Source organism: Psychrobacter sp. NPDC064578, assembly GCF_044901245.1.
Taxonomy (GTDB): Bacteria; Pseudomonadota; Gammaproteobacteria; order Pseudomonadales; family Moraxellaceae; genus Psychrobacter; species Psychrobacter cibarius_C.
The window spans coordinates 225,109-238,180 of sequence record NZ_JBJDPI010000001.1 but is presented as its reverse complement, the minus strand read 5'-3'; the positions used below and the strand labels follow the sequence as shown (position 1 = coordinate 238,180).

9 protein-coding genes are annotated in these 13,072 nt (G+C 44.8%); 5 read left to right on the top strand and 4 right to left on the bottom strand.

What is annotated here, in order from left to right:
* Positions 1–14 precede the first annotated feature (14 nt).
* From ispE to ACI2JM_RS00950, 3 genes are all read right to left on the bottom strand, one after another.
* Positions 15–977, bottom strand: coding sequence for a 4-(cytidine 5'-diphospho)-2-C-methyl-D-erythritol kinase (gene ispE, locus ACI2JM_RS00960; RefSeq protein WP_404641454.1), 963 nt, complete (start codon positions 975–977; stop codon positions 15–17).
* A gap of 66 nt (positions 978–1,043) precedes the next feature.
* On the bottom strand, positions 1,044–1,676 hold the full coding sequence (gene lolB / locus ACI2JM_RS00955) for a lipoprotein insertase outer membrane protein LolB (RefSeq protein WP_055123583.1): 633 nt from the start codon (positions 1,674–1,676) through the stop codon (positions 1,044–1,046).
* A gap of 156 nt (positions 1,677–1,832) precedes the next feature.
* On the bottom strand, positions 1,833–3,782 hold the full coding sequence (locus tag ACI2JM_RS00950; protein WP_198330762.1) for a tetratricopeptide repeat protein: 1,950 nt from the start codon (positions 3,780–3,782) through the stop codon (positions 1,833–1,835).
* 551 nt (positions 3,783–4,333) lie between these two features.
* Here ACI2JM_RS00950 and hemA point away from each other — a divergent pair.
* The 4 genes from hemA to ACI2JM_RS00930 all read left to right on the top strand — a co-directional run bounded on the left by hemA (position 4,334) and on the right by ACI2JM_RS00930 (position 8,606).
* Positions 4,334–5,689 carry a glutamyl-tRNA reductase gene (gene hemA / locus ACI2JM_RS00945; protein ID WP_404641451.1) on the top strand — a complete coding sequence of 452 codons (1,356 nt, stop codon included), beginning with the start codon at positions 4,334–4,336 and terminating at the stop codon, positions 5,687–5,689.
* Positions 5,690–6,354: 665 nt separating this feature from the next.
* Entirely contained in the window at positions 6,355–7,488 is a 1,134-nt protein-coding gene (locus ACI2JM_RS00940) for an aminotransferase class V-fold PLP-dependent enzyme (protein ID WP_404641449.1), read from the top strand.
* A gap of 161 nt (positions 7,489–7,649) precedes the next feature.
* On the top strand, positions 7,650–8,087 hold the full coding sequence (locus tag ACI2JM_RS00935; protein WP_193009234.1) for a YeeE/YedE family protein: 438 nt from the start codon (positions 7,650–7,652) through the stop codon (positions 8,085–8,087).
* A gap of 99 nt (positions 8,088–8,186) precedes the next feature.
* Positions 8,187–8,606 (top strand): DUF6691 family protein, encoded by a 420-nt coding sequence (locus tag ACI2JM_RS00930; protein ID WP_404641447.1) that lies wholly within the window; start codon positions 8,187–8,189, stop codon positions 8,604–8,606.
* A gap of 128 nt (positions 8,607–8,734) precedes the next feature.
* On the opposite strand, the gene ACI2JM_RS00925 is transcribed toward ACI2JM_RS00930, so the two are convergent.
* Positions 8,735–10,399: an AMP-binding protein gene (locus ACI2JM_RS00925; RefSeq protein ID WP_404641445.1), complete on the bottom strand. Its 1,665-nt coding sequence runs from the start codon at positions 10,397–10,399 to the stop codon at positions 8,735–8,737.
* Positions 10,400–10,832: 433 nt separating this feature from the next.
* Between ACI2JM_RS00925 and ACI2JM_RS00920 the strand changes: the two genes are divergently transcribed.
* A complete protein-coding gene (locus ACI2JM_RS00920; RefSeq protein WP_404641443.1) occupies positions 10,833–12,968 on the top strand; it encodes an FAD-dependent oxidoreductase in 2,136 nt (711 codons plus the stop codon).
* The last annotated feature ends 104 nt before the right edge of the window (positions 12,969–13,072 follow it).

Here is a 13,072-nt window from a genome sequence, read left to right as displayed (position 1 = left end):
AGCTCAAACCTAACTCATAGATTACGAACTAAATAGGCAGAACAAGGCGCCTCTTTAATCCACTTTGCTAAAAGTGCTTTGTCAGTAGCCACGCTTGCATCCAAAGGCAAGAACACCGCGCTACCAGAGCCCGTCATTCGTGCTGTGCCGAGTGCTTGCGCCTCTAACCCTTGTAAGTAACGTAATGCTTCGCTGACGGCAGGAGCAAGACTGGTTACCACTGGCGTAAAGACATTTTGATAGGGCGTGGTCAGAGTTTGTACATAGTCGGCTTGTTTATTTTTAATTGTCTCAACCGATAGCACAGCGATATCACGTTGTAATTTAGGATGCGCGAACAGCTGGGCAGTATTAACGTGAGCATTGGGCGTCAATACTAAATATTGCTGGTCGGGCAACTTGATTGCGGTCAGTTTCTCGCCAATACCCATCGCAATCGCATCTTGCCCAAAGATAAAAATCGGCACATCTGCGCCAATAGTGGCAGCAATTTTTATAAGCGTATCTTGATCAAAATTAAGCTGCCAAATTTCATTAAGTGTCATCAATGTCGTTGCGGCATTGGATGAGCCGCCACCCAAGCCTGCACCCATCGGCAAATGCTTATCTAAAGCGATATGCACCTGTGCTAACTGCTCAGGTAGAGTATTTGATTGTATGGCAGACGCTATCAATGCACGCGCTGCTTTAAAAATTAAGTTGTCTTCTATATCGGCAGTTATAGTCTCTGCACCAGCCAATATTATAAGTTGGTGACAGAGCTCATTGGCATCTAAGGCATTATCTACCGTAGAAATCACCACATCATCCGTGACTGAAAAATGCAAATAATCGCCCCAATCGAGCAAGCGAAAAACGGTTTGTAAATTATGATAGCCGTCAGCCCGTTTGCCAGTAATGTGCAAAAACAAGTTGATTTTTGCTGGCGATAAGCGAGAAATAGAAGAAGCAGGCAACACAGCTAAGTTCTTAATCATAAGTTTCAGTCATAAACGGCTATAGTAATCAATAATCAGCAATTTTCATCGTATTTACGTGACTAATCAATGATTGATCGTCATTACTACCTTATTGCCTTGTGGCAGTACGGCACTGATTTTATTTGGTAACTTGTCGGATCCTTTATAGGTGAAGCTTGCGGTCCATTCACCATTGACTGAGCTGATTAAACGATTTTGATCATCGAGCTGTGGTGCGCTATCGGAAGGCGCTGGGCGACCAGATATCCAATAGGGCATTTGTGAAATAGGCGCTTGCCACCCTGTGGCCTTTTTGAGCAAAGTCTCAGGATCATCAGCAGTTAAGGTACCTGTTTTTTCGCTGACTAAAGTGGCGGTTTGACCATTATACTCGATGTTGGTTTTACCAATGCCGAGCGCGCCGATCAGCTCAATGGCAAAGCGATCATTCTGCTGCCCCCATGCATAGAACGCACTGCCACCTTGAGTGCCTGTGGTGTCATTGGCGGGCATCGTTACACCGATTTTGCCAGTGATATTAAAGTTCTCAAGCTTTTGCGGTGGCTCAGCGTTTTGACCTTGTAAGGTCGCGCTGGGTTGGTTAGTAGCGTTGGCTGTTTTTAGTGATTGACAACCAGACGTGATGACGAGCGCGGTTGTCACGGCAGCGAATAGCGCCAATTTATTAGGCTTATTAGCATGGACCAATACTGACATGATGTTTCCTCAAAGATAGACAAATTTACGAAATCATTGTTTCGAAAATAGATCAGCTTAATGGTTGTATGTTACTCAGTTATGCGTGGCTGTTAGTATCTTATGAGTGCCTTGTAATCATAGCACGCAACGATTTATCCACTATAAAATGACGGGTCAGTAAAGCTGTATGCGGTCATTGATATTGTGTTGCCCAAATGAGAAGCGCTGCTGCAAGTCTGCGAGTAATGCCTCGACTTTTTCATTGTTGCCTAAACCTTGATAAGCGCGCAGCAGTAAGCTGCCAGAGCGCAAGGTAGGAAACACATCGTAAGGGGTTTGCAGGTAGTCGATGACTTGTTGGTAGTTCTCATTGGCCAATGCATTGCCAGCCAACACATTCAGCGCTTGCAGGTGCAGCTCATTGTCATAACGTGGGTCATCATAGCGAATTTGAATGATGGCGGTGGCCAATGCCAATCCTTGTTCCGAACTGCGTTCATTGGCTAGCAATAACTGCGCGTAACTGAGCTGGTAGGAGAGGTTGGTTGGGTCAAGTATTTGCAGATGATTGAGCAAGGTGCGCTTAACGATATAGTCGTCTTTGTCATCAAGGAGCTGGGCGCGTGCAAACAAGAGCATTTCATTATCAGGATACTTGCGAGCAGCTTTGGTTAGTAGGCGCAGGGCTTCTTCGGACTCATTTTGCTGCCATAAAATATCAGCTTGTAGCACAAAGGTATCTGGCGCAAAGACGTTGAAGTCTTTACGCAATTTTTCTAAAGTAGCAATCGCCGCATCTACATCATCGTTAAGCAATTCAAAAGCCACTACTTTTCTACGAGCCTCTAATACCAAGTCTTCTTGCATGACACCGTTGAGATAGTATTTGGCTTGGTCAAAGTGCTGCTGACGCTCGGCACTGATACCAAGATAATAATAAGCTTGATCAAGGTAAGCGGGGTTTTTTGCGAGCATATTGAGTAGCTCATCGGCACTGTTATATTCTTCGATGTCTAAGCTCACCAACGCAGCCAACAAAGTAATCTCGGCATCATCAGCAAAGCGACCATGGGCATCCAGCAATAATTGCCACGCTTCTTGGCTTTGCTTTAAGTCAAGCAAGTAGCGAATCTCGTACAGATAGAGACTTTTACTATCGGGGTTACGCAGGCGCGCTTGGCTCACATAATTGACGACGGTTTCAGCCGTGACGATTTTGCGCAGTATGTCTGCCTTTAGCGTAATAAAAGGTACATAGTCAGGCTGGCGTTCTAGCGCACGATTGATATGGACAATGGCAATCTCAGGCTCGTTAAATTGGTAAAGCAACCCTGCTTTCAATACCGACAATGAGGCATTCTGCTCGCTATCTAGTGGTTGCAAAGCGGCAAGTAATTCACGTTTGTCTTCATCATTGTTTGGATAGATACCGATAAGGATTTCGCTTAAGTCCGCTCTAGGGTCATAAAGCAAAATACGATTCAATGTTTCACCAGCTAACAGATAATCGTGTGCTCTCAGGGCCAAATGCGCCACATAGAACCAAGCAGGCACGTGATCTGGATTTTGGTCTTGCCATGACTTGGCAAATTGTAACGATTTCTCAACCCTTTCAGTGCGTAAAGAAAGGCTGAGCGCTCTTTCAAATACGGCAGTTGCATCTTCTTTAAATGCTTGCTGCTTATAGATGGTAATCGCTCGTTGTCTATCACCGCGATCTGCTGCAAATTCTGCATCAAGCAGCGCATACAGGCTAGGCTCTTTGAGCTCAGGTTGCCATAAGGTAGTTGGTGCTAGCCCATTAATATTGGCGACATTTTCTATTGGTTGTGTGTTGTTAGGAGCAATTGCTGGTAGCGTTGAGTGGCTATTATCAATGCCGTCGCTACTGACAGCCTTGTCGTTCTTATCAGCAATGGATAGTTTGGGTACATGGGCTTCGAGCGAGATATCAGGATGACTGGCATGAACGGAAGACGATCCTAAGCATAGGCAAAAGGCCAATGACAAGGTTAGCTTATAACGCTGGCACAGACGTTCGATAACCGCATGCAATAGAGCACGCAGATTAGATTGGTCGTCATGCGCAAGTTGTGATCGAAATAATGACCCAAAAAAAATCATAGATAACCGTATTCGCCCATTGTTCATCTATATCGATAAGACAATTTTATTTTAATCATTTCAAACTAACTATTGGTAACGAGTACCCATGCCTGACATTATAAAAGCAGACTGATGGGATAAACAATAGTGCCCGTGTTACTCCGTTATTAATAGCAGCCGCTCTACCAAATCTTTGCTAACAAAGTAGGATTGGCCGATAACCTGTATCAACGGGGTCTTTCATTGGTTGTAAACCTTAGCTTAAATATTGTGAAAATATAACAAGTTAACGTCAAGTAAGCGAATGATTTCTATCCATTTCTATAAGCACTCGTTAAAACATAGATATTGGTTTTAACAATCGTATCGGTAGTTGATTTGTTACTCATGTGCCCAGATACAAGCAAATAGCTATCATCGATAGCTGAGTGTTAATTAAAGCTGGCAATAATGATATAATAGGCGGCTTTTAGAGTCTTCCTTTCAGCGCTGTCGCCTACAACTGTCTTTTAAAAATAATGAGATAGCGTGGGCTGGCAGGTGAGCGTCATGTTTATGGTCTATCAATAATGAGATTAGTGGTCATTGGGGTCAATCACAAAACTGCACCAGTCGCTCTGAGAGAGCGCTTGGCGCTTGTGGGTGACGATGTGAATATCGCTCTCAAACAATTAGAGGCCTTTACTGATGGCAGTGTGATTGTTTCTACTTGCAATCGTACGGAAATCTATGCGCTTGTGCCGCAGCTAGCAGAGCCGCAAGAAGTTCCCTCTATGTCTGCTAATGGCGCGGTCGGTGCTCAGACATCTTCGGCGGCTATTAGTGCTCATATCTTAAAAATTAAAGCGTGGCTTGCTGACTTTAAGCAGTTGTCACTGTCTGAGATTGATTCTTATCTTTATGTGCACCGTGACACTCACGCGTTGACCCATTGGCTTAGAGTTGCCGCAGGGCTTGACTCTATGATATTGGGTGAGCCGCAGATACTCGGTCAAATCAAGCGCTCAGTACAGCTCGCGCAAGAACAAAAAGCGCTGAGTAATCAGCTTGGCTGGATTATCGATCAAGTATTTGCTGCTGCCAAACGCGTCCGTAACGAGACCCAAGTAGGTGCTCAAGCAGTATCGCTTAGCTATGCGGCTGCCAAATTGGTGACGCAAATATTTGATGATTTGCCCAGTCGCACATTGCTGGTGGTCGCGGCAGGTGAGATGAACCGTTTGGTTGCCACCCACATTGCTGGGCTTGGTGTAGGTCGCGTGATTATTTGCAACCGCAACCCTGAGCGCGCTGAAGCGCTGGCAGTGGAGCTGCGCAGCGCAGGTCACTTGGTAGAAGTCAGACCTTTGCAAGAGTTACCACAAGTTTTAGCAGAAGCCGATATCGTTAGTAGCTGTAGCGGTAGTATGGACGTGTTGATTGATAAAACCATGACTTTGCGGGCGCTGAAACATCGTCGTTATCAGCCCATGTTGATGATTGACTTAGCCGTGCCGCGCGATATTGACTCGACCATTAGTCGTATTGATGATGTTTATCTCTACTCTGTCGATGATTTACAACACGTGATCGCTGGCAATATCGAACAGCGTAGGCAAGCGGCAGTCGATGCTGAACTGCTCGTTAGCCAATTAGTCGTTGAGATGGATCGCAGCTTTCAAGTGCGCCAAGTCGGTAAAGACATTCAGCAGTATCGCACGCATACGCAGGACCAAGTAGATAAACTCCTGCATGAATCCATTGCCAAGCTACAACAGGATAATGCCAGTCCTGAAGATATTATCATTGAGCTGTCACGCCGCCTGACGCAGACGTTAACCCACGCACCATCGAAGCTTATGCGCAAGGCTGCCCGTGAAGGGGATAGTGAGTTGCTAGACTTTGTGGTGTCTGGGCTGCAAGAGGCTCATCGCGGACGTCGATAGCCATTATTGACTGATCAAAAAAACGTAAGTGGCGCAAACGTTATTATTGCGCAAACATATCGTTGTCAACCTGCATTATCAGTGCTAATATCAAGCTGTTATGAGTATATTAAGCGATGATAATCTTTTGTTATACGCGAGCGGTTATTCTCCAAAACCTTAGTGTATATGTTCTCGCTTGATGCCTATTCATCTCATCAGTTGTTAGTGACCATTATTAGCCTACCACCGCGTAGCCCCTATAGTGGCGCACCTGTTCTGTACGACTTTGTCTAAAATCAATAAAAACACGGCGTGCAAAACACAATCACCAACGGCAATAGCGCTAGGATAAAGTGCTATATCGTCAACCCTGCGTCATGCTCTCGACTATTACCCCATATTAATATTCAGTTAATACTACCCATAGTAGTATCTAGCTGCTATGCAATCTAACGACTATGCTATTGGTCAGCAATGCTATTTGACAGCCATATTATTTAACAAAAACGTTATTTGACACCCATGTTATCTAATAGAAGCATTATCTGGCTAAGTTGGCGAACAGTAGGTGTCTAGATTGGTTAGCGTTATTAAGGCGGGTTGGTTTAAGAGAGTATCTGGATTTTGCTATAGCCAATGCTTGAGAAAAATTAAACTATCTAACTATAAACTAGGAGCTTCCTATGACTGCATTACGTCAAGATATTGATCCAAACGGCTTATTAGAATACTCAGTGGTCTATACTGACCGCGCCTTAAACCACATGTCAAAAGTCTTTCAGCAAGTGATGAATGACCTATCTAGCGACCTAAAATCCGTGTATAACGCCGAAGCAGTGGTCATTGTACCCGGTGCTGGTACTTATGGAATGGAAGCCGTTGCGCGCCAATTGGCCAATGATGAAGATTGCCTCATTATTCGTAACGGTTGGTTTAGCTATCGCTGGACGCAAATTTTAGAAAAAGGCAAAATCGCCAAGTCGTCTACGGTATTGACGGCACATCGTGAAGAGGGTGAGTCACCAAAGCCATTTGCCCCCGTTGATATCGATGAAGCGGTTGCTAAAATTAAAGCAGAGAAACCAGCAGTGGTCTTTGCGCCGCACGTCGAAACATCATCAGGTATTATTTTATCATCAGACTATCTCAAAGCGCTAAGCGCGGCTGTACATAGCGTTGGCGGTTTATTGGTCATTGATTGTATCGCTTCAGGTTGTGTGTGGTTGGACATGAAAGACTTGGGTATTGATGTTCTCATCAGCGCCCCGCAAAAAGGGTGGAGTAGCACTCCGTGTGCAGGCTTAGTCATGCTAAGCGCTGCGGCAATCGAAAAAGTAGACAATACAGAATCAGATAGCTTTAGCTTAGACTTAAAGCAGTGGTTAAATGTCATGCGTGCCTATGAAAATGGCGGTCACGCTTATCATGCCACCATGCCAACTGACAGCTTACGTCAATTCCGCGATACTATTTTAGAGTCAAAAGAGATTGGCTTTGATAAATTGTGTGACGCGCAGTGGCAATTGGGCAACCGTATTCGTGAAGTATTAGCCGCTAAAGGCATTGAAAGCGTTGCGGCAAAAGGTTTTGAAGCGCCAGGCGTCGTGGTTGCTTATACCGATCGCGATGATATGCATAAAGGCAGTGCGTTTGCCGAAACAGGCATGCAAATCGCTGCTGGTGTACCGCTAAAAGTTGGTGAGCCGGATAACTTTAAAACGTTCCGCTTAGGTTTATTTGGTCTAGATAAATTGACTGATGTAGATGGAGCGGTACAGCGTTTTGAAACTGCACTTGATGAAGTATTGGCGAAATAATATCTTTATCTCGTAAGATGTTTTTTAAGTAAAAAGAATACTGAGCCCTTGTAACGAAGGTTCAGTATTTTTTTACCTATTTATTATATTTTATAATATAATGTATTTATATAAATCGATATCCAAAACTGTTTTGATAAAAATTGGCTTAGGTAAATATTATGAGTATACAAATAGATTGGCAGGCCTTTACGCCAATTTCCTTGGTAGGTGGTCTGATGCTAGGCGTTGCAACGGTCATCTTGCTATTGGGCATTGGTCGTATTGCGGGTATTAGTGGTATTTTCTCAAGTCTTCTTAAACCCAAGCGCGTCGAGATGTGGCAGGTGTTATTCATACTTGGTCTTGTTATCTCGCCATTATTTTATGGTCTAGTAAAACCGTTGCCCGATATAGAGATTAGTAGTTCTTTGCCACTGCTTATTGGGGCAGGATTACTGGTTGGTTTTGGGACACGTTTGGGTTCAGGTTGCACCAGTGGACATGGTATCTGCGGTAATGCACGACTGTCGCCACGATCGATGGCGGCGACGGTGACCTTTATGTTATTTGGTATTGTGACGGTTTATATTGGTCGTCATGTCTTGGGTTTGATTTAAAAACCACATAGATATTACGTTGCGAAGATAGCGATGACTATTGTTTATATCGGATAGTTATAACCGCTTGGATTAACACATTAGGTGCGAGAAAAAAAAATGCTAAAAAATATAATTGGATTACTGGCAGGATTATTATTTGGCTTTGGACTGCTGATATCAGGCATGACTGATCCTGTAAAAGTGCAGGGCTTTTTGGACGTCTTTGGTGCATGGGATATTTCTCTGGCACTGGTGATGGGCGGCGGTCTAATGGTAGCGATAGTTGGTGTGCAGTTGGCTAAGCGTCAAAAAACCAGTTGGATTGGGTCATCAATTGAGGTGCCAACCAAAACCACCATTAATAAAAAACTGCTGATTGGCGCGATGCTATTCGGCATCGGTTGGGGTTTGGTTGGTATTTGCCCAGGACCTGGTATTGTGCTGCTTGGTACAGGACAATGGCAGGCTTATGTCTTTATCCCAGCGATGATAGTCGGGATGTTGGTGTATCAGTGGCTAGAACCTAAGCTTAATTAACATTGGCTTGGTTTTTTTAGCACAATAAAAGGGTCAGCCTAAATGTATTAGACTGACCCTTTTTTTATCAATGATGCTTCATTAATATTAACGATACTTCCGTATTATTAAGGCTTGATGATAAAGTCTTACTTAGCGCTAGCCGTTACTTTTGGCGTTTCGTGCGCCAATGACTTGGCCGCTTGACGCAGCTCAAACTTTTGTACTTTACCGGTGCTAGTTTTTGGAATTTCAGCAAAGATAATATATTTTGGCACTTTAAAACCCGCCAAATGCTGCTTGCAATGTTCCATCACATGGTCGCGCTGCAAGGTGCTACCTTCATGAATCTCGATAAAGGCGACGGGCACTTCGCCCCATTTATCGTGCGGCGCGGCGACGACAGCGCAGCTTTGGATTTCTGGCATTTTATATAAAACGTTCTCGACTTCGATACTAGAGATATTTTCGCCACCTGAAATGATGATGTCTTTAAGCCTGTCCATGATTTTGATATAACCGTCAGGGTATTTAACACCCAAATCACCAGTACGGAACCAACCATCAGCAAAGGCTTCTTCGGTGGCTTTACGGCTTTTTAGATAGCCTTTCATCACCATATTGCCGCGCAATGCTAGCTCACCCATTTCTTCGCCATCCGCGGCAACTGGCTCCGTGGTGCCTTGTTTAAATAGCTCAAAGCCAGTCATCAAATGTGACGTTACACCCTGACGTGATTTCTTTTGTGCACGAGTAGCGACATCCAGTTCATCCCATTCTGCTTGTTCCGCGCAGACGGTGACTGGACCATAGACTTCGGTAAGACCGTAAACGTGCGAGATATGAAAGCCCATGGCTTCCATAGCCGCGAGCATGGTTTCAGACGGCGGCGCACCAGCGACCCAGCCCTTTACGTCATGGTTGATGGCGTCTTTATATTCAGGTTTACCGCCAGCAATCATATTGTGCACCACGGGTGCTGAGCAATAATGCGTGACTTTATGCTTGGCAATCAGCTGCAAAATCAAATCAGCATCAATCTTACGCAAGCAGACATTGACGCCCGCACGTTCGGCAATCGTCCACGGAAAGCACCAACCATTACAGTGAAATAATGGTAGCGTCCATAGATACATCGGGTGCTTGGGCATATCCCAATCTAAAATATTGGAGACAGCGTTGAGTGTCGCGCCGCGATGATGATAGACCACGCCTTTTGGCTTGCCAGTGGTGCCAGAGGTATAGTTGAGCGCGATAGCATCCCATTCATCGAGTGGCTTTTCCCAATTATCCAAACTGTCTGAGCTGGCGATTAATGCTTCATAGCTCATTTGTCCAAAACGATCGATATCGAGCGCAGCATCTGTCGCATGAATCACGATGAGATTAGGAAATGCTTCGTCGATAATTTCAGCATGTTCAGCAAACTCGCTGTCTAGAATCAACATTTTGGCTTCTGAGTGTTGCAGACAAAAGGTAAGGGCGTTGATATCGAGGCGGGTATTCAGTGTGCAAAGTATGCCACCTGACATCGGTACACCAAAGGCGCATTCGACCATCGCTGGGGTGTTTGGCATCATGACGGCGACAGTGTCATTTTTATCGATGCCTAATTTGCGTAGCCCATCCGCCAATTGACGACAACGGTCATAAGTCTGTTGCCACGTTTGCATGAGGTTATTGTGTTCTAAATCGTCATAAATGATGGCAGTTTTATCGGGATAGACCTGAGCACTACGGATAATAAAGTCGATAGGGGTAAGCGGTTGATGGTTGGCAGCATTTTTGCTGAGACCTGTGTGGAAGTCTGTCATGGGGATAGTCCTTTATCTTGCTGTTATAATTCGGTGAATACGCTACAAACCTGCTATAAAGTTGGCTTCGTTATTTATCACGATTTGATAAGCCGTTAATATTTTTGCTGACCTTCCTTGTAGCAACTTGCCGATAGGTGACTCACGGTAAATATTTGTTCGTCCATTATAGACAATGCTCTGTGAAAAGCGAGTATGTTTTTAGCGCTTGCTTATATTGAATCGCATGATCAATTAGTCTAATTCACATAGTGTTCACTCATCAGTCGCTTGTCTGCATAGCTGATGATAATAGCGGTGTGTTACGATACCAGTGATGTTAAATCCTATCGCTTAACTATTTCTAAAAGCCTCATTTTTAAAAATCTTAACTTTTAAAAAGCCCGGCTAGCTTTAATAAGCATTTCCACAAACCATTCATAAGGAAAATGATATGTCCGCCAGCCGCACTGCCAATACCATCGAGACTGCCAGCACCAACGAACACTATCCGCATTTATTTGAGCCATTAGACTTGGGCTTTACGACGCTTAAAAACCGCATGGTGATGGGCTCAATGCACACGGGGCTTGAAGACCGTTTTTATAACTATGGTAAGCTGGCAGCGTATTTTGCTGAACGTGCCAAAGGCGGCGTGGCGATGATGATTACGGGCGGTATTTCACCCAATCGCGAAGGCTGGTTGCTCCCTGCTGGTGGCACGATGAATAGCAAAGCGGACGTGATTAACCATCAGCGTGTGACTCGTGCGGCGCATAAATATGACAGCAAAATCATCATGCAAATCTTGCACAGTGGTCGTTACGGCTATCATCCGTTTGTCGTCTCCTCTAGTCCAATAAAATCACCAATTTCACCATTTAAGCCGCGTAAGATGAGTATTAAAAACATCGAACAAACGGTAAAAGATTATGCCCGTTCAGCTAAACTTGCCAAGCAAGCGGGTTATGACGGTGTGGAAATCATGGGCTCAGAAGGTTATTTGCTCAATCAGTTTTTATCGCGTCATGTGAATCAACGTACCGACGAATACGGCGGTGATATTCAAGGTCGTATGAAGCTGGCGGTTGATGTCGTCAAAGCCGTACGCGAAGCTGCCGGTGAAGATTTCATTATCTTATTCCGCTTGTCAGTGATTGATCTGGTCAAAGACGGTAATGTGATGGAGGAAGTTATCACCGTTGCCAAAGCGCTAGAAGAAGCGGGCGTGACCATCATGAATACGGGTATCGGCTGGCATGAAGCGCGTGTACCGACGATTGTCACCAGCGTACCGCGTGCCGCTTTTGTAGATTTTACCGCTGAAATTAAAAAGCATATTAATATTCCAATGATGGCGGCCAACCGTATCAATATGCCAGAAACTGCTGAAGAGATCGTCGCCAGTGGTCGGGCGGATATGATTCAAATGGCGCGTCCATTCTTAGCCGACGCCCATTGGGTCAATAAAGCTAAAAATGGTCAAGCCGAACGCATCAATACCTGTATTGCATGTAACCAAGCTTGTCTCGACCATACTTTTGAAAATAAACGCTCAACTTGTCTGGTCAATCCACAAGCGTGTTATGAGACAGAATTGGTTTATAAGAAGACCAAAAAACCTAAAAAAGTCGCCGTTATCGGTGGCGGTGTTGCTGGTATGTCAGCCGCTCATGTTGCCGCCTTGCGTGGTCATGAAGTGACACTATTTGAAGCAAAAGACATCTTAGGCGGGCAGTTTAATTACGCCAAAGTCATCCCTGGTAAAGAAGAATTCTTTGAAACCATTCGCTACTATATCAATGAGCTTGAGCACTTAGGCGTTGAGATTAAACTCAATACCAAAGTCGATAAAGCCATGCTCGAGAAAGCCAAGTTCCATCATGTCATCGTCGCTACAGGCGTTGTACCTAGAAGCTTAGCTGGCAAACTGGAAGGCGCGGATTTGCCGCAAGTAATGAGCTATGCTGAATTACTCTCTGGCGAAAAATCTGTCGGTAATACCGTTGCTGTCATCGGTGCTGGCGGTATCGGTTTTGACGTCAGTGAATATCTGACCGCCAAACATGGTCAGCCATTAGATGAGCTAGGTCCTGAACTTTTAAAAGATCCAAGCTATCGTCCAAAAGCACAGTCTATCGAAGAGTGGCGTGAAGAGTGGGGCGTGACTAATGATACTAACTATCAAACTGAGGGTGGACTGATTAAGCCTGAAGCCATCAAACCTATCCGCCAAGTGTACTTGATGCAGCGTACCAAAGGTCGCTTGGGTAGTGGGCTGAATAAAACCTCGGGCTGGGTACATCGTGCTCATGTTAAATCACACGGCGTCATCCAAGTCTCAGGTGCTCAGTACGATAAGATCACTAATGAAGGCATTTGGATCACCAATAACCAAGGTCAAAGCCAGTTGCTACGTGTCGATAGCGTCGTGGTCTGTGCTGGTCAAGAGTCGGTCGTAGAGCTGATGCCAAATGTTGGTGATGCACCAGATGCGCAATACCATCTAATCGGTGGTGCAAAACTTGCTGCTGAGCTGGATGCTAAGCGTGCTATAAGAGATGGTGCTGAGGTTGCGGCTGCGATTTAGGGCTTAGTTCAGAAGTAATGAGAGCGGCAAGATAGATTATCTTGCCGCTTTTTTTGGTTTGGTAGATTTAGTTTCTTGTAATAGAGCTTCAGTTCAGCATAATA